The organism is Priestia sp. YIM B13551, assembly GCF_042787905.1.
Classification (GTDB): Bacteria; Bacillota; Bacilli; order Bacillales; family Bacillaceae_H; genus Priestia.
The window spans coordinates 218,115-235,495 of the sequence record NZ_JBHZOX010000002.1 but is presented as its reverse complement, the minus strand read 5'-3'; the positions used below and the strand labels follow the sequence as shown (position 1 = coordinate 235,495).

Below are 17,381 nucleotides of genomic sequence, written 5' to 3'. Positions count from 1 at the left end.
AAAACGCGTACTTTTCAACTTGATGATGATATAATAACAAATAATAAATGAAGAAAGGGGACGCGTGAATGAATGGAAAAGCTTTTGGTCAGTATTTTTAAGCAGCATTTTTAGAGTTCAAAATGAATTTTATTTTTAAAATTTAATGAAAGCGCTTAATAACTAACTTCTCAGAAAATATAGAAGAAAGGTGTTAGATACATGAATAACTTACATAGAAAAATGGGAACGTTTTCTCTCATGATGGTCGGTCTTGGATCTATTATTGGATCAGGATGGCTGTTTGGGGCATGGAGAGCTGCTCAAATTGCAGGCCCGGCAGCAATTGCTTCTTGGATTATTGGAATGGTTGTTATTTTATTTATAGCTCTTTCTTACAGTGAACTAGGGTCTATGTTTCCAGAAGCAGGAGGTATGGTTAAGTATACGCAATACTCGCACGGCTCATTTCTTGGCTTTATTGCGGCTTGGGCAAACTGGATTGCAATCGTATCGGTTATTCCTGTTGAAGCGGTTGCTTCTGTTCAGTATATGAGTTCATGGCCATGGGAGTGGGCGAAATGGACAGGCAGTTTAGTAGAAAATGGGATTCTTACTGGAAAAGGCTTGGCTATTGCTACAGGACTATTAATCATTTATTTTCTTTTAAATTATTGGACCGTAGGCTTATTTTCGAAAGCTAATTCGCTTATTACCGTTTTTAAGATTGTAATTCCAGGGCTTACAATTGGTGCTCTTTTATTTGCAGGGTTTCACGGAGGAAACTTCTCCTCTGCAGGAGGCGTTGCTCCAAATGGATGGGCAAGCGTTTTGACAGCTGTTGCTACGTCTGGGATTGTGTTTGCTTTTAACGGTTTTCAAAGCCCCATTAATATGGCGGGAGAAGCGAAAAACCCGGGACGCTCTATTCCTATTGCGGTAGTAGGATCCATTTTAATTGCGACCGTGATCTATGTATTGCTTCAAATTGCGTTTATTGGAGCGGTAAATCCTTCAGAAATCGTAAAAGGATGGAGTCATCTTAACTTTAATTCGCCGTTTGCCGATCTAGCGATTGCCTTGAATATTAACTGGCTTGTTATTGTTTTATATGCCGATGCTTTTGTATCGCCATCAGGAACAGGTATTACGTATACAGCTACCACGTCACGCATGATTTATGGTATGGAAAAAAATAAATATTTGCCGAATATACTGGGACGAGTTCATCCGCTTTACGGAGTTCCGCGTCAAGCCATGTTCTTTAATTTATTTGTCTCATTCATCTTTTTATTTTTATTTAGAGGCTGGGGAATATTAGCCGAAATTATTTCTGTAGCTACATTAATTTCATATCTTACCGGTCCTATTACCGCTATGACGTTAAGAAAAACGGGGACCGATCTTTATAGACCTTTACGTATAAAAGGGTTAAACGTAATAGCGCCTCTTGGATTTATTTTTGCTTCACTTACTCTTTACTGGGCAAGATGGCCGTTAACTGGACAGGTATTATTTATTATTTTAATTGGTTTGCCAATTTATTTTTATTACCAAGCAAAATCCAAATGGAAAGGCTTTGGTCAAAACTTCCGAGCTGGCGTTTGGATGATTGTCTACTTATTATGTATGATGACAATCTCTTGGATAGGAAGTGAAAAGTTCGGGGGACTCAATATTATTAAATACGGCTGGGATATGGGTCTGATTGCAATTGTTGCACTTTTCTTTTATGCTTGGGCACTTAAAAGCGGATACAAAACCGAGTATTTAAAAGAAGCAATCGATGTTAATAATGAAATGAAAGCAGCTGAAGCACAGACTGCCTCAGCTAAAGAACAGATCATAGAAAAACAGATTAAATAAGTAGGAAAAATGAGGCTGGGACAAAAGTATTTCAGTTGAAGTCAAATGCGAACTATTAATTATTTTTTGATTGGTAGTTCGTGTTTTTTTGTTGTTATGTTGAATATAGATTTTATGTGTATAGTTGGTTCTAGCAGTTGATTGGAGGACAAGGCGAAGACTCCTGCGGGAAAAGCGGAAGGGATGAGACCCCGCAGGAGCGCAAGAGACGAGGAGGCTCATCGGCCGCCCGCGGAAAGCGAAGTCTTGCACGGAAATCAATAGCGGTGTCACAAGCAGTCCAGCTCATGTATCCAATTTGTTTGTCTTTAGATTAGATTGATTTAGTTATGTTCCAGCCTCTTCTTTTGTGGATAAATTTTATTTTTTTGAATACTAGATAGTAAAAAATGCTATAATGGTGGGCAAAATCATGCAGGGGGAGAACGACTTATGGATATCGTATCAATCACTTCTTTTTTAGGCGTAGCCGCTTTGCTTACGGTTATGCCTGGACCTGATAACTTATTTGTTTTAGCACAAAGCATATCAAACGGTAGATATGCAGGAATCTCGACTTCATTAGGGCTTTGTACGGGCTTGCTTGGTCATATAGCTGCAGCAACATTGGGTCTATCGGCCGTTATCTATCAATCGGCTTTAGCGTTTGCTATTGTAAAATACGCTGGAGCAGCTTATTTATTATATCTGGCTTATAAGACGTTTACAGCAAAAGATTCCGCTCTCGCTGTTGAAAACAAAGAAGCCGTTGAGTACAAGGTGCTATATAAAAAAGGAGTGATTATGAATCTGCTAAATCCAAAAGTTTCGCTTTTTTTTCTTGCTCTTTTACCTCAGTTTGTTAATCATTCAACCGGACACGCCACACAGCAAATGCTTGTTTACGGCGCTGTGTTTTTAGTTCAAGCGCTGATTATTTTTACGTTAATTAGTCTATTTGCAGGGAAAGTAGGAGAGTTTTTGCGAAAATCTCCGGCGCTGTCTAAGCGGCTTAATCTTGTGCAAGGCTCTATCTTTACGCTTATTGGCTTAAAAATTGCTTTCAGTGAGAAATAGCAAAAGATAAGACGGTAAACCTGCTTTTTATCTCTATTAAAAGGCGTGGACATAGGTTAGTTAAAGGGAGATCCGAACGATAAATCCAATTCGTTCGGATTTTTTATGTCTATAGTAAAAGTAGGTTTCATGTATGTAGTTGCTTCTAGCTGGTGATTGGAGGGCAAGGCGAAGACTTCTGCGGGAAAAGCGGAATAGGTGAGACCCCGCAGAAGTGCAAGCGACGAGGAGGCTCACCGCCCGCGGAAAGCGAAGTCTTGCACGGAAATCAATAGCGGTGTAACAAGCAGTCCAGCTCATGTATCCCATTTGTTCATCTTTATTTTGTGCTTTAAAACAGCAGAGAATACCTAGCAAAATCCTGCTTTTTTGAGTGAATATTCTCGAATGTTTTAAGGGGACGAACCCTTCTTGTCCAATCACATATATATATAGAATGAGAGATAAAACATCAGGCAAAGCCGGTGTTAATCACAAATTCTTTCATATTATGATTGAAAGGAAAGGTTCACATGAAAAAAGTATGGCTAGATGCAGGACACGGCGGTACAGATTCAGGCGCTTTAGGAAATAATTTGCGTGAAAAAGATATTACGCTGCAGCTTGTACTACACGCGCGGGCGTATTTAGAACATAACTATTCCGTAGATGTTCAAGTAACCCGTTCAACCGATGTGTTTGTTTCATTATCAGATCGAGCGAACCGGGCTAATGCATGGGGAGCGGATATTTTTGTTTCTATGCACATCAATGCTGGCAGCGGTACTGGATTTGAAACGTATCGGTATCCATCACAAGAGGGAAGTCAATCTTCTCTTTTACAAAAAGAGCTGCACACAGAGATTTTAACAATCATGCGGAAATTTGGGACGATTGCAGATCGCGGTTTAAAAACAGCTAATTACGCTGTACTGCGTGAAACAAATATGCCAGCTGTTTTAACAGAAAACTTGTTTATCGATACGACAGCCGACGCTGAAAAATTAAAAAACGCTACGTTTCTTCGGGAAGTGGGAGAAGCGCACGCGCGTGGAATTGCTAAGTATTTAAACTTACCTTCTAATCAAGTTACATTCTATACCATTCAATCTGGAGATACATTTTATAGCACTGCAAAGAAGTATAATATCACCGTTCAGCAGCTGCAGGATGCAAATCCTGGCGTAGATCCTACAAAACTGCAAATTGGTCAGCAAATTGTTCTTCCTGTCACTACGTATACCGTACAAGCAGGAGATACGTTTTATAGCATCGCGAAAAAATACAGCATGACCGTTCAGCAGCTGCAGGATGCAAACCCCGGCGTAGATCCTACAAACTTACAAATTGGTCAGCAAATTATCATTCCCGCTGTTTAATATCTGTAAATAAAAAAGATGACACGGCAGTGTGTCATCTTTTTTATTTATTGAACTAATCTTACAAGCATATGGGCAAGGTGATGCTGCTGTTCTTTGTCTCCAACCTTCCACAGTTCGTGAAGCAGGTTTTCCTCTCGATTGCGCGGCTCTTCATGCTTAGCAAGGTAATCAGCTACTTTCTGAGCTGTTTTAGCCAGCTGTTCCTCATTCATCCCTAACTTTTCGCCTTTTGAGACCTTGTCCCCTAGATAACTTTTAAATCCTTCGAAGCTAGAGAGAATATCCTCTTTTTTCTCCTCGCTCATAGAATTAATTGCTCCTTCAACTTTTGCTGAATGATTTGCTTCTACAGAATTACTCATAGTTTTTTTTCTCCTCTCATGGTTATATTTGGGTGTTAGAAAGCATATTCCCTGAGGATTCAGTAAATAAACGTCCAAATGTGTTATTTTTACATTATGACATTTTACAAGGACTTAAAAAGGTGAGGTCAACCGAGAGTTTATCAACCAATAATAAAATTAGTAAAAGACTTTGAATAAAGAAATCAAAGTCTTTTACTAATTTTTATTTTATACTGAAGCATCATACCTCGGGCGTAGGAGTAGGCGTAGCATAGCCTTCCTTATATTTATCATCGATTTCTTGGCGAATGTCTTCGATGCTTTTGCCTTTGCTGTAGTCTACTACAGCTTGAGCCGTTATTTCTAAACAGACGCCGCATTTTGTTCCGTGATCATCCCACGTCACTGCGCCGTTTCCTTTGTTTTCAAAGATAAAACAGTCGTAGTTGTTTTGATGATTAGCTTCTTCTCCACATCCGCAGTAGCAAGGAATGTTTTCTAGTAAGGTTTGATGCTTAGCAGCGGCTGCATAAATAAGCTGCATGTCTTCGGGCTTGTCATTCAGAAAAGAGGGAAGAGTTTCACTATTTTTTGTTTCTTCTCGTTTATCACCTAATGTGTGCTGCTGATGTTCTTCATGTTGTGTTGCTTCTGTACGTTTGCTGCCTGAACTTTCTTTACTTTCGTTTCCGCAGCCGGAGACCATGCTTGCTGCAAGGACAACTGTTATGACCTTTGATTTCATCATCAAAATGTTCATCCTTTCTTCAATTAAAGATAGAAAATGATATGTACATCCATCATGTGAAAAAGACATTATTCGTCTTTGAAGTCATTCATCAACTTTCTGCAAAATAATTTTCCGATACATACCTTTCAACATGACGCTTGAATTTTCCTTTAAGATAAGCTGATCCCGGCTTGCTTCAAACACATGTTCAAAAGAGAGTCCAATATCCGTTCCTAGTAATTTTACGAAAGGGCGGAATATTTTTTTAGTAAAAGCCGCTGATTTCTTTTTAGTTTCAAATTTATCAAAAATCAGGATAGTTCCCTTAGGCTTTACTACTCTTGTCATTTCTTTTAAAGCTTGCTCCGCATCAGGTACTACGCTAAGAATTAAGCTTGCTACAACTACATCAAACGAAAAAGAGTCGAATGTTAGCTGCTGAGCGTCCATTTGGTGGAAGGTTATAGATGGATTTTTGTATTTATCTTTTGCTTTTTGAAGCATTTCACTGGAATAGTCGATGGCTGTTACATTTACTTCATGAGGAATAAAAGCTAAATCTGCACCCGTTCCAACACCTACAAATAAAATGCGCTGTTCAGATGAAAAGTGGACGTCTTGAAAGACTTTTTTTCTGGCTTGATAAAACATCCCATTATTAAAAAACGCATCATAAAAAGGGGCCCAACACTTATAAATAAATTGATTCCAGCGGTTATTCACGTAAACCCTCCTAGAAAATAAGCTTTCCAACGCCTGCTGGAAAGCTTATGGATTATATTTATTTTCTCATTTTGAGTAAGCGAAGACTGTTTAAAATAACAAGTAGCGCTGCTCCTGTATCGCTTAAAACGGCAATCCACAGAGTAAGCCACCCTGGGAAGATAAAGGCTAAGGCAATGACTTTAACAATAATAGAAAACCAAATGTTTTGTTTGATGACAGCTAACGCTTTGCGGCTTAGCTTCATCGTATGAGGAAGCTTTTCTAAATTGTCTGCCATGAGAACAATATCAGCTGTTTCCATGGCCGTATCAGTACCAGCACCGCCCATTGCAATGCCAAGATCAGCAGTTGCGAGGGCAGGGGCGTCATTAATTCCATCTCCAACCATAGCCGTTTGATACCCTTCATGTTGAAGCTGCTGTATGGCTTTTACTTTGTCTTCAGGCAGCAAATCGGCGAAATAGCGGTCTACCCGCGACTCAGAGGCAATCATTTTAGCTGTTCCTTCGTTATCACCGGTTAACATCACAATTTGCTGCATTCCGTTTTGTTTGAGGCTTTCTAAAGCAGATACGGTTGTATGTCTGATGGTATCAGCTACGCTAATAATACCTAGAACACTTTTAGCTGTTCCGACAATAATAATCGTTTTACCTTCGTTTTGAAGCTTTTCAATATGAGACCAGCAGTGGGATAGAGGTGTTCCTAAATCTGAGAATAATTTTGCATTACCTGCGTAATAAACCGTTTCTTGAATTGTTGCCTGAACGCCTTTTCCTGTAAGGATTTTAAAATTTGATCCTTGTAAAGAATCGACTTTTTTCTCCGCTGCATAATCCACGATAGCACGGGCAATGGGATGATTCGAATAGTCTTCAAGCGTTTTTGTTATCGCTAAAAGCTGATTTTCTTCAGCAGCAAGGGAAACAACCTCTGAAACGGCTGGTTTACCTTCTGTTAGCGTTCCTGTTTTATCAAAAGCAATCGCATTGATTGCACCAGCTTTTTCTAAAAACGTCCCGCCTTTAATGAGCACACCATTTTTCGCCGCGTTTCCAATCGCAGATACAATGGCGACAGGAGTAGAAATGACTAGCGCGCATGGGCAAGCCACAACTAATAATTCAAGCCCCTTGTAAAACCACTCACTCCATGCACCATCAAACAGGGGAGGGATGACCATAATGAATAAAGCTAAAATAAAGACGATAGGCGTGTAAATGGTTGCAAATTTATCAACAAATGCTTGAGTAGGCGCTTTTTTCTCCTGTGCTTCTTCCACTAAATGAATAATTTTAGAAATAGTCGTATCTTCGACTAGCTTTGTTACCTTAACTTCTAACGATCCGCTTTCGTTAATGGTGCCTGCATAAACAGCATCACCGATTATTTTATCAACTGGAATAGATTCACCTGTAATAGGAGCTTGGTTGATACTGGATTCGCCGTTTATAATTTCACCATCTAGCGGAATTCGGTCTCCTGGCTTTACGACAATCGTAGTGCCGATTGAAATATCTTCCGCTGCTTTTTTAATCAGCTGGCCGTTTTCTTTCACCCATGCTTCAGAAGGAGCTAAATCCATCAAACCTCGTATGGAGTTTCTTGTTTGTTCAATCGACCTTGTTTGTAGAGCAACACCTAAAGCAAATAGCCAAACGACCGTAGCACCTTCAAGCCACTCACCAATAACAGCTGCTCCAAGTGCTGCAACGGTCATTAAAACATTCATGTCTAAAGAACGGCTTTTAATTCCGTAATAAGCACTTTTAGCCGGTTTATATCCGCTAACAATCATGGCAATAGCGTAGAGTACAGTTGTCATATAAGAAGCAATTCCTGTATGAGAACCGATAAAACCTAATGCGATGAGAATACCCGAAAAAACAATCGGTCCATTTTGGCCTTTATGGTGCCGCGACTCAGCAGACTGCCTGCTGCTGGTTACTAAAGTAGCGGTATACCCAGCTTTAGATACTTCTTTAATAATGTCATCCGCTTCGTTATCGTGCTCAATTTGTGCTTTTCCCGTTGAAAAGTTAACGCGTACATCTTTGACAGCAGGAACTGTTTTTAAATGATTCACAATTGTGTTCGCACAAGCCGCGCAGTCCATTCCTTCAATCAAATACGTTTTCATTTTTTTATTTGATTGGATAGTCTCAATGTTAAACCCTAGTTTTTCTACTGAGCTTGGAATGAGTAACAGAGCTGACTCACTTGCCGCCGCTACCTGGAGCTTCCCTGTATTATAGTTGAGGGTTACGTGTTGAATATCGTTTAATGTTTTTAAACTTTTTTCAATCGTCGCGGCGCAGGAAGGACAATCCATTCCATATACGCGGTATTCAGCCGTTTCTTCTATGTCACTGTCGCCTGATACTATATCGTGATCACTGCAGCAAGAATGCTGGCCTTTGTCGGTCGTTAACGCAATGGTATCTGAACAGCAGCTGTGACTGTGTTCATGACTCTTTGTGCCGCAGGAAGAAGGCTCTTCAGTAGATGCGGCTTCTGAAGAAGAGGAGCAGCAGGTCTTGCTTTCAATTTCTGGTGAAGAAGATCCGCTGCAGCAGCTTCCGGTATGCTGATGATTTTTTTTATCTTCGTGTTTCATTGTGTCCCACTCCCTATACGGTAAGAAAAACTTAAATGGTTACGTCTTCTTTTTTAGCAAACATGATATCAATTACTTGTTTAATATGTGCATCCCTTAAAGAATAAAAAGCTAACTTTCCTTCTTTGCGATAATTGGCAATTCCTATATTACGCAGCAGTCTTAAGTGATGAGAAGCAGTCGCAACTGTAGAGCCTACAATATTGGCTACGTCACATACACATAATTCCTCGCCTTTATACAGAGCCAAGACGATTTTAAGCCTCGTTTCATCTCCTAACGCTTTGAACAGGGCAGAAACACCTTGAACAGCTTCGGCATCGATAGCAGGCTTAATACGATTTACTTTTTCTTCATTAAAACAATAAATATCACAGCGGTCTTTTGGCATGATTTCCTCCTTCATTCAAACATTCAAATGATTGTTTGTTTATAATATATGTCAATTTTAAAAAATGTTCAAACATTTATTGATTATTCGGAATTTTTTTCTGAGCAAAACATAAATATAGAAAGTATGCCTATTAGTGTATGTACTCTGTACTAAATGGTGCGGGCGAAAAGAGAATGACTTTACATGCAGGCCAAAACAAAAAGCCACCCCTGTAGGTAGCCTTTTAATGATTTTAAAAATGATAGAAATAATGGAATATAGCTTAGACTTTGTTTACTTAATTAGCGTTTTAATCGGTTAAATAATAAATCTGCTGAATTATTTAACACCTTGTCCGACTCTTTTAATCGTTTGTCCGAGTTTTCTAAATAGGATTGAGCAGATAATACAACATCTAACGGATCCTTGACATTCTTCTTTTCGGTACATACTAAATGCCCTACACCATTTTTCCAATGAATCGTGCATTTAAAATTCACAAATGTATCATTGGTCGTTCTCAAACGCAAATGCCTGATGATGGGGTTAGATGAGGAGTGCTGTGACAGCATCCACATTGCTTGTTTCCGGTCGTCTTTATGAATAATGCTCCACAGACTGGAGACTGAAGAAAAATAAGAATGTGCTTGACTAGAAAAATGAAGGATTTCACCTTCTTGATTTAATTGAAAGTAAGGAACGGGGATCCATTTAAGTATGTTACTTTCCATCATGCACCTCTCCCAACTTAAGTAATCCCTTTTACCATATCACAATTACCTAATATTTGTATGATTTTTATTATTTTCCCCATGCTTTTCCCCGTTTTAAGCTGTAAAAGCTAAAGAATTATTCAGTTTAAAACACTTGAAAAAAGAACATGCGTTCGATAAACTGAAAATTAAAGGAGCGAATTCTATGCGACAGCTACTTCAAGAAAGCTACTCTTCAAAACGACCTGTTGAAATTATTTATATGGACGATAAAGGATGTTTGACACAGCGATTTATTATTGTGTATAAAATTTATCCTCAGAGCGTAAAAGCTTGGTGCTTACTAAGGAACGAGAAACGAACGTTTAAAATAGAGAATATCCTTTCATGCGGATTCAGCAATAAAAGGAAAAGCAGTTTTAGGCAGAAAGCTCACTCAATTTAAGAGGGGCTTTTTCATATCATTTCCTCTTATGGCGTGTGAGTTATTTTCATACACTATATCCACCAGAAAGGGGAATGAACATGACATTAAACCAAGGAAATAAAACTAAACACATCGCTAAAGGAAGAACGGAAAAAGATGATATGACAATGCAGGGTGAGAAAAAACAGCATGAAGCACAAAGTACCTCTTTGTCTCATAATAATTGTCGGGCAAACCTTGATGGAGATTAATCTAAAAAAGGAAAGCTTTCGTTTCCGAAGCTTTCCTTTTTTGTGTATATCGCATTTTTAAGTTAACTCGTATTTTTCTGAGCCAATTACAATATAGTCTCTCGCTTGATAGATGAATTTTACGGATTTCTCACAAACTTCGTACGAATAATTTTCTAAAACATTGTTTTTTTGATTAATATATTGCATAAAAACGCTTTGAAAATAACCGTTCTCCATAAAAAGTTCCCCGGCTTTGCACAGCTTCTCATGTGCTTCTTCCAGCCATTTTGCAATTTGACTGTCGTTGTTAGCAAATGTAAGGATGTGTGCATAGTGACCTGATAAATCCGTCATATCCTCTTTATCCTGGTCAAAATAAAACACTTTTTCTTTTTTTGACTGCAGCCTTTGTTTATGCAAAGTGATATTTTTTAACAGTTCTTTTTCAACGTCTTCTTCGGGACTTATATAGATGGGGCAGGTGCCTGCTACCTCACCTTGATCTGTAAATAATACAACATAGTACAAATCAAACATCATATCTCTCCCTTCACGTGTTCATACTATCCTATCTCGCATCCTTTACTTTTAGAATCATTTTTCTGACGTTTGTGCAACATTGGTTCTAATGTATTACTCATAAGCGAACCTCAGTTTTAACGGGAAAGAAAAGGGGAAATGAAAATAAAAATTCTGCGTTTCTTCATTATAATAAGAAAAAACGATCTGTTTACTAGTATTTAAATCTTTTGAAAAATCAAAATAAATAATGATTGATTTCGTCACTTTATTGTGGTTTCATAATAAAGTGTAAAAAGACCATTTTTCTTTCAGAGAGAAATGAGATAGAGTGCTTCTGTGTTGATTCTTTCTTTTGAATATAGTATACATACAGGGGTATAGAAATTAATTGGGAGGAAAACATGGCGATACTATATATGAGCATAGGTATTTTACTTTTATTAATTTGTTACAGTTTTTATAAACGCTATGTGCCGGTGCAGGGAATAAAGAAAGTGACGACCGTCGACTGTGCTTCTACAACAATTTCGTATGTAGATGTTCGTCATTTTCATGAAATGAAACAAAACCCCTGTCAAAAAGCAATCCATATTCCGCTTCCTTATTTAGAGAGACAGCATGCAGAAATTCCATATAAAGAAGTGGTCGTAATTGTTCCTGACAGCATTTCCCGAAATTTAAGCATTCGGCAGCTCAAAAAGCATGGGTATCAGGTCAAGGGATACATGTGTGCGGAAAGATGTGTGTAATAAAAAGAACAGCAAATGACCCTTTATAGGGTTTCCTTTTGGAAAGCTGTGATATATAAGCTGAAAGATACCTGTGTCAAAACGGGTATCTTTTTTTGTTATGAAGATGAGAAGGGGGCAGGGATCGGTTTCTTTTGGTTCAACAGCTACTGAGTCTTTTAGCGTATTTTTATGACAAAAGGTTTGAAAAATCCCTTTTGTGGTAAAAAAAAACGTAGTTCTCCTAGTGCATAGACAGAGGTTTAATAGGAAGTTATAATTTAGGCAATTACATAAAAGGGGAGTAAGCTAAGGAAGGTGAATAGATGTGCGAAAGATAAAGCGGTTGCTATTTCTGTTCATTTGTATAGCGGTTGTAATTGTTGCGTATGAGATGATTCGATATCCGATTGAAAACAATGCTGCAAGTGTGCAGCAGCATTTGCGAAATTGGGAGCATAAAGAAAGTATTGATGGTTCTGCAAGGATTACGCTGCAAGATTTTAAACGGGTTGATCACTCTAATACATACATAGCCTTATTCTCCATACCTGGTGATAAAGAAGGAATGGCCGTATTGAAGCAAGGATGGAACAAACGCCTGCGTATTGAAGTCAGTACCAAAATGAGCAATTTAGTGGATTATGATGATATCCATACAAATAAAGGGACATATGCGCTGTTTACAGGAACAAATAGAAGTAAACAAATTGAGCGAGTAAAGGCGGCTTTGGTGCACGATACATATACAATTGATGCCGCGGTTCCAAAAAGTGATTATTTTGTGCTGTATGAAAAAATACCGAGTCATATTAAACATCCGTTTCCAGCAACGACAACGCTGCTAGATAAAGCAGGGGATGATATCACGGTTAAAGAATTTATGGATCAAGAGCTGCGTGAATAACACGCAGCTTTTTTCTATAATAAAAAGCTTTTTAAAAAAATTCACGTTTTGTTCATATTTTCGAAAGAAAGAATTTTAAGCAAAAAAATCAAATATTTGCTACAAAGTAAAGGGGAATTAACGGGCAAAATAAGTTTCATACAAGGCGTCACATTTTCTTTGAAAATTTGTCACAAAATATTCAATTATGTCGATGTGTATTGATATATCAATGTTGAAGCAAACATACAAAGCTAATTTTGCAGTTATTCCTAAAGAAATAGTTAAGAAATGGGAGCTAGATCCTTTTATTTACATTTATTCATACCAAATTATGTGATAGAATATCGCAAGGTTGAAGCACTCTAACCCCATTGGTACAGTCACTATATTAGAATATTTTTAATATAAAAAAATAAAGCAAAAGGGACGAAAAAAATGTCATTTTGTATTACAATAGTAGTGGCCTACAAATAAGGGGGAAGAGAGTCTGTATAAAAATGTCGTTATCTAGCGAAAGATAGCGCATTTTGAATGTTCATCAATATAGGCTTCGCATCATGTGTTGTTAGAAAGGAGAGTTTTAAGTGAAACCAAAAAAAGGATTTTGGAAGCTAGTAGGTTTACTATCTGCGCTTTCACTAGTATTTTTGAGCGGTTGTTCAAAGCTTGCTGTATTGAACCCGCAAGGTCCTGTTGCAAAAACGCAATCTGATTTAATCATTTGGTCTATGTGGATGATGTTGATCGTGGTTGTTGTCGTATTTGCTATTTTTATATTTGTTCTTGTCAAATATCGTGAAAAACCTGAAAACATGGACTATGAGCCACCTGAGCAAGAAGGTAACTTAAAGATGGAGGTTATTTGGACAGCATTCCCAATCATCATCTTAATTCTATTAGCAGTGCCAACTGTTAAAGCGATCTATTCTGCAGAAGAAGTACCGGCAGAATCAAAGGATAAAGATCCAATCGTGATTCACGTTACATCTGCAAACTGGAAATGGATTTTCAGTTATCCGGAACAAAATATCGAGACGGTTAACTACGTAAACATTCCAGCGGATACGCCAGTGAAATTTGAGTTAACAGCTCAAGGGCCTATGAACTCATTCTGGGTACCAGAACTTGGCGGACAAAAATATTCGATGAACAACATGTCAATGCCATTATACTTAGAAGCTGATAAGCCTGGTTCTTATATGGGACGTAGTGCTAACTTCTCTGGTGAACATTTCACTCAAATGCAGTTCGAAGTTCAAGCTCAAACGGACAAAGACTTCAAAGAGTGGGTTAGTGACGTAAAAGGCACAGCTGGTAAACTGACTGAAAAGAAATATGATCAAATCCTAAGCCCAGGCGTTGTTGGTCGTCAAACTTACAACGGTACACATTTAAAATGGATTGACCATGCAAAAGATGTATACATTCCTGGCAAAGAGCTAGAACGTGGTACAGGACATGATCACAGCAAGATGAAAGAAGACGAAAAAACGAGTAATGAAGAAATGGAAAACATGGATCACTCAAATCATGAATAACATTCATTTATTACACTAAATAACGTAATGATTGGGGGAAGACATAATGAAGCTAGATGAATTTTTCGTCACTGGCGAACCTATGATTTACGCTGCTGATGCAGCAATCGCTATGACGGTCATCGGTATCGTTTTTGTCTTAACATATTTCAAGAAATGGAAATGGTTATGGACAGAATGGTTAACAACAGTTGACCATAAAAGACTCGGTGTCATGTACATCCTTTCAGCTGTATTAATGCTTTTCCGCGGCGGAATCGATGGAATCATGATGCGTATGCAGCTTGCATTCCCGGGTATGAACATTTTAGATGAACATCACTACAACGGAGTCTTCACGGCTCACGGTGTTATCATGATCTTATTCATGGCAATGCCATTTATTATCGGACTAATGAACGTAATCGTTCCATTACAAATTGGTGCGCGTGACGTAGCATATCCGTTCTTAAACGCAATTAGTTTCTGGACATTCTTTATGGGAGCAATGCTATTTAACCTTTCTTTCGTAATCGGAGGAGCTCCTGATGCAGGTTGGACAAGTTACTTCCCGCTTGCAGGTAAAGAATTCAGTGAGGGCATCGGAAATAACTTCTATGCCGTTTCACTACAGATTGCTGGTGCTGGTACATTAATGACTGGTATCAACTTCTTTGTAACAATTTTAAAAATGCGTGCTCCTGGCATGACAATGATGAAAATGCCAATGTTTACTTGGTCAATCTTCATCACATCAATTATTATCATTTTCGCGTTCCCTGTATTAACAGTAGCGCTTGCACTTATGACACTTGACCGTGTATTCGGAACAGCCTTCTTTACAATGGCTAACGGCGGTCTTCCAATGATGTGGGCTAACTTATTCTGGATTTGGGGTCACCCTGAAGTATATATCGTTATTTTACCGGTATTCGGTGTCTTCTCAGAAGTTATCAGTACACATTCTCGTAAGAACTTATTCGGTTATAAAGCAATGGTTGTATCAATGGTCGGTATCGCATTCTTAAGTTACCTTGTATGGGTGCATCACTTCTTTACAATGGGTAACTCACCGTCAGTTAACTCGTTCTTCTCAATCACAACGATGTTAATTGCCGTACCAACCGGAGTTAAAATCTTTAACTGGCTCTTTACAATGTATAAAGGCCGTATCAAATTTACGACTGCGATGCTTTGGTCATTAGCGTTTATTCCAAACTTCGTAATCGGTGGGGTAACAGGGGTTATGCTTGCGATGGCATCAGCCGATTATCAATATCATAACAGTTACTTCCTAATCGCTCACTTCCACTATGTATTAATCTCTGGTACAGTGTTTGGCTGTTTCGCAGGTTTATACTTCTGGTATCCAAAAATTTTCGGTCACACGTTGAACGAAAAATTAGGAAAAATTTCATTCTGGATTTTTGTTGTTGGATTTAACGTATGTTTCTTCCCACAATTCTTCCTAGGTTTAGACGGTATGACTCGTCGTATGCAAACTTATGCAGACAACCTTGGCTGGAACGGATTAAACTTAGTTTCAACAATCGGTGCATTCTTAATGGGTCTTGGCTTCTTCGTATTAGTAGTTAACTTATTATATAGTGCATGGAAAAACAAACGCGACACTGCAAACGATCCTTGGGATGGTCGTACACTTGAGTGGTGGACTAAATCACCAGTTCAAGCTTACAACTTTGCAGTAATTCCTCATGTGAAAGAAATGGATGCATTCTGGCACATGAAAAAACGTAATGAAACAGAAATTAAAGCAGAAGACTTAAAACCAATTCACTTACCAAGCAACTCTGGTGTGCCGTTTATCTCAGGTATTTTCTGGTTTATCGGTGGATTTGGCTTAGTATTTGAATGGATTCCAATGGCAATCGTTGGATTAGCAGGTATTTTTGCTTGTATGCTTGCTCGTTCATTTGATTATGATCCGGGCTTCTATGTAAAAGTAGATGAAATCAAGAAGGTTGAAGGAATTACAGGGGGTGACAAATAATGGCAGGACATTTAGATAAATCATTGCCGTTAGAATACCAAGAAGAACAAAGTCGCCTGAATATCCTTGGATTCTGGATTTTCTTAGGTGCCGAGATCGCGTTGTTCTCTACGCTGTTCGTAACGTACTTAACGTACCATACGCGTACAGCGGGTGGCCCTACTGCAGAAGAACTGTTCGTTGTTAAAGATTTTATGATCGAAACGCTGTTACTACTATTCAGTAGTTTCACGATGGGAATTGCCATCTTTAAAATGCGTAATAATGATTTAAAAGGACTTTTAGTTTGGTTCGTTATTACGCTTGTCCTTGGTGGAGGATTCCTTTTCTACGAAATTCGTGAGTTTTACATGTACGCAGTTCACGAAGGTGCAACAATGCAAACAAGTGCCTTCTTATCAGGGTTCTTTACACTACTTGGAACGCACGGTCTTCACGTAACAGTCGGTGTATTCTGGGCAATCAGTATTATTATTCAATTAGTAAGACGAGGATTAACACCAGTTACTGCTCGTAAAGTATTTATTATCGGTTTATACTGGCATTTCCTTGATGTTGTATGGATCTTCATCTTCACGCTTGTATACTTGAACGGATTGGTGGGATAAGACATGGAAAATAAACAAGGCCAAAAAGCAGGTTTTCCGCTTAGTCATGTATTTGGGCTTATCCTTTCACTAGCCTTAACATTCGCAGCGCTTGGTTTAGTAGTGCTAGCTGATCTATCAAGAAGCATTACGATGACTCTTATCATGATCCTAGCGTTATTACAAGCAGCAATGCAGCTAGTAATGTTCATGCACATGACTGAAAGTGAAAATGGTAAAGTACAGGTTGCAAACATTCTTTACAGTTTCTTTATTGCACTTTGTATCGTTGTTGGTACACTGTGGATTCTTGCAGCTCACTTTAACCATTAAAAATAAAACCACTTACTTCGGTAAGTGGTTTATTTTTTTTCATTCAGTTTATATTTCAACGTTTGATATTCTCCCGTGGGAACTTTTTTTACTACTTTTCCTTTATCATCTCTATAAACATTTACTTGTTCGTACACTTCAATTCGGTATCCGCCTCTTTTTTCTGTTTTAACATGAACTTCTTTGACCGACATGTTTAATTGTTCCGCCTCGCCTTCATCTGCAGAGGTTTCAACAGCTCCTCCATCAAGTGAAAGGTGAGATAAGCTGTCAAACGACTGCTGGGAATTGTTATCAACATAGCTTGTCACGACTAAAATGCCGGCAAAAAACAATACTAAAAAAAGCGTCCGGACTTTCATCTTCATC

At 38.4% G+C, this 17,381-nt stretch carries 20 protein-coding genes; 12 read left to right on the top strand and 8 right to left on the bottom strand.

The genetic code is table 11. The features are described 5' to 3' along the window. Positions 1-201 precede the first annotated feature (201 nt). From ACFX4N_RS10315 to ACFX4N_RS10295, 5 genes are all read left to right on the top strand, one after another. Positions 202-1,845, top strand: a complete 1,644-nt coding sequence (locus ACFX4N_RS10315) for a glutamate/serine transporter AimA (protein ID WP_013057842.1) — start codon at positions 202-204, stop codon at positions 1,843-1,845. A 137-nt stretch (positions 1,846-1,982) separates the two neighbouring features. Beyond that, positions 1,983-2,162: a hypothetical protein gene (locus ACFX4N_RS10310; protein WP_013057841.1), complete on the top strand. Its 180-nt coding sequence runs from the start codon at positions 1,983-1,985 to the stop codon at positions 2,160-2,162. Positions 2,163-2,277: 115 nt separating this feature from the next. Beyond that, positions 2,278-2,901 (top strand): LysE family translocator, encoded by a 624-nt coding sequence (locus ACFX4N_RS10305; RefSeq protein ID WP_013057840.1) that lies wholly within the window; start codon positions 2,278-2,280, stop codon positions 2,899-2,901. A 152-nt stretch (positions 2,902-3,053) separates the two neighbouring features. Next, positions 3,054-3,176 carry a hypothetical protein gene (locus ACFX4N_RS10300; protein ID WP_013057839.1) on the top strand — a complete coding sequence of 41 codons (123 nt, stop codon included), beginning with the start codon at positions 3,054-3,056 and terminating at the stop codon, positions 3,174-3,176. Between the two features lie 237 nt (positions 3,177-3,413). Then, a complete protein-coding gene (locus tag ACFX4N_RS10295; protein ID WP_063672043.1) occupies positions 3,414-4,259 on the top strand; it encodes an N-acetylmuramoyl-L-alanine amidase family protein in 846 nt (281 codons plus the stop codon). Between the two features lie 47 nt (positions 4,260-4,306). Here ACFX4N_RS10295 and ACFX4N_RS10290 read toward each other — a convergent pair whose 3' ends face one another. The 6 genes from ACFX4N_RS10290 to ACFX4N_RS10265 all read right to left on the bottom strand — a co-directional run bounded on the left by ACFX4N_RS10290 (position 4,307) and on the right by ACFX4N_RS10265 (position 9,783). Beyond that, positions 4,307-4,624 (bottom strand): DUF3243 domain-containing protein, encoded by a 318-nt coding sequence (locus ACFX4N_RS10290; protein ID WP_013057837.1) that lies wholly within the window; start codon positions 4,622-4,624, stop codon positions 4,307-4,309. A 223-nt stretch (positions 4,625-4,847) separates the two neighbouring features. Beyond that, complete coding sequence (locus ACFX4N_RS10285) at positions 4,848-5,354, bottom strand: PCYCGC motif-containing (lipo)protein (RefSeq protein ID WP_377261338.1); 507 nt, start codon at positions 5,352-5,354, stop codon at positions 4,848-4,850. A gap of 84 nt (positions 5,355-5,438) precedes the next feature. Further along, entirely contained in the window at positions 5,439-6,059 is a 621-nt protein-coding gene (locus ACFX4N_RS10280; RefSeq protein ID WP_192100291.1) for a class I SAM-dependent methyltransferase, read from the bottom strand. 58 nt (positions 6,060-6,117) lie between these two features. Further along, positions 6,118-8,679 (bottom strand): heavy metal translocating P-type ATPase, encoded by a 2,562-nt coding sequence (locus ACFX4N_RS10275; RefSeq protein ID WP_055992109.1) that lies wholly within the window; start codon positions 8,677-8,679, stop codon positions 6,118-6,120. A 31-nt stretch (positions 8,680-8,710) separates the two neighbouring features. Further along, complete coding sequence (locus ACFX4N_RS10270; RefSeq protein ID WP_013057833.1) at positions 8,711-9,070, bottom strand: ArsR/SmtB family transcription factor; 360 nt, start codon at positions 9,068-9,070, stop codon at positions 8,711-8,713. 284 nt (positions 9,071-9,354) lie between these two features. Next, positions 9,355-9,783 carry a PAS domain-containing protein gene (locus ACFX4N_RS10265; protein ID WP_301264464.1) on the bottom strand — a complete coding sequence of 143 codons (429 nt, stop codon included), beginning with the start codon at positions 9,781-9,783 and terminating at the stop codon, positions 9,355-9,357. A 507-nt stretch (positions 9,784-10,290) separates the two neighbouring features. Between ACFX4N_RS10265 and ACFX4N_RS10260 the strand changes: the two genes are divergently transcribed. After that, positions 10,291-10,443, top strand: a complete 153-nt coding sequence (locus ACFX4N_RS10260) for a hypothetical protein (RefSeq protein ID WP_170960212.1) — start codon at positions 10,291-10,293, stop codon at positions 10,441-10,443. Positions 10,444-10,500: 57 nt separating this feature from the next. Here the strand turns inward: ACFX4N_RS10260 and ACFX4N_RS10255 are convergent, their stop codons facing one another. Further along, complete coding sequence (locus ACFX4N_RS10255; protein WP_377261334.1) at positions 10,501-10,962, bottom strand: hypothetical protein; 462 nt, start codon at positions 10,960-10,962, stop codon at positions 10,501-10,503. A 386-nt stretch (positions 10,963-11,348) separates the two neighbouring features. On the opposite strand from ACFX4N_RS10255, the gene ACFX4N_RS10250 reads away from it, so the two are divergent. The 6 genes from ACFX4N_RS10250 (at position 11,349) to qoxD (ending at position 17,012) form a co-directional block, all read left to right on the top strand. Continuing rightward, complete coding sequence (locus ACFX4N_RS10250) at positions 11,349-11,696, top strand: rhodanese-like domain-containing protein (RefSeq protein ID WP_013057829.1); 348 nt, start codon at positions 11,349-11,351, stop codon at positions 11,694-11,696. Between the two features lie 307 nt (positions 11,697-12,003). Beyond that, positions 12,004-12,582: a hypothetical protein gene (locus tag ACFX4N_RS10245; protein WP_013057828.1), complete on the top strand. Its 579-nt coding sequence runs from the start codon at positions 12,004-12,006 to the stop codon at positions 12,580-12,582. A gap of 566 nt (positions 12,583-13,148) precedes the next feature. Beyond that, a complete protein-coding gene (gene qoxA, locus ACFX4N_RS10240) occupies positions 13,149-14,102 on the top strand; it encodes a cytochrome aa3 quinol oxidase subunit II (RefSeq protein WP_013057827.1) in 954 nt (317 codons plus the stop codon). A 46-nt stretch (positions 14,103-14,148) separates the two neighbouring features. Next, positions 14,149-16,092, top strand: coding sequence for a cytochrome aa3 quinol oxidase subunit I (qoxB, locus tag ACFX4N_RS10235; protein ID WP_013083896.1), 1,944 nt, complete (start codon positions 14,149-14,151; stop codon positions 16,090-16,092). Next, on the top strand, positions 16,092-16,700 hold the full coding sequence (qoxC, locus tag ACFX4N_RS10230; RefSeq protein ID WP_013057825.1) for a cytochrome aa3 quinol oxidase subunit III: 609 nt from the start codon (positions 16,092-16,094) through the stop codon (positions 16,698-16,700). Before qoxB ends, qoxC begins: the two co-directional genes overlap by 1 nt. Before the next feature lie 3 nt (positions 16,701-16,703). Continuing rightward, on the top strand, positions 16,704-17,012 hold the full coding sequence (gene qoxD, locus ACFX4N_RS10225) for a cytochrome aa3 quinol oxidase subunit IV (protein WP_013057824.1): 309 nt from the start codon (positions 16,704-16,706) through the stop codon (positions 17,010-17,012). Positions 17,013-17,041: 29 nt separating this feature from the next. Here qoxD and ACFX4N_RS10220 read toward each other — a convergent pair whose 3' ends face one another. Further along, entirely contained in the window at positions 17,042-17,380 is a 339-nt protein-coding gene (locus ACFX4N_RS10220) for a hypothetical protein (protein WP_013057823.1), read from the bottom strand. Between the last annotated feature and the right edge of the window lies 1 nt (position 17,381).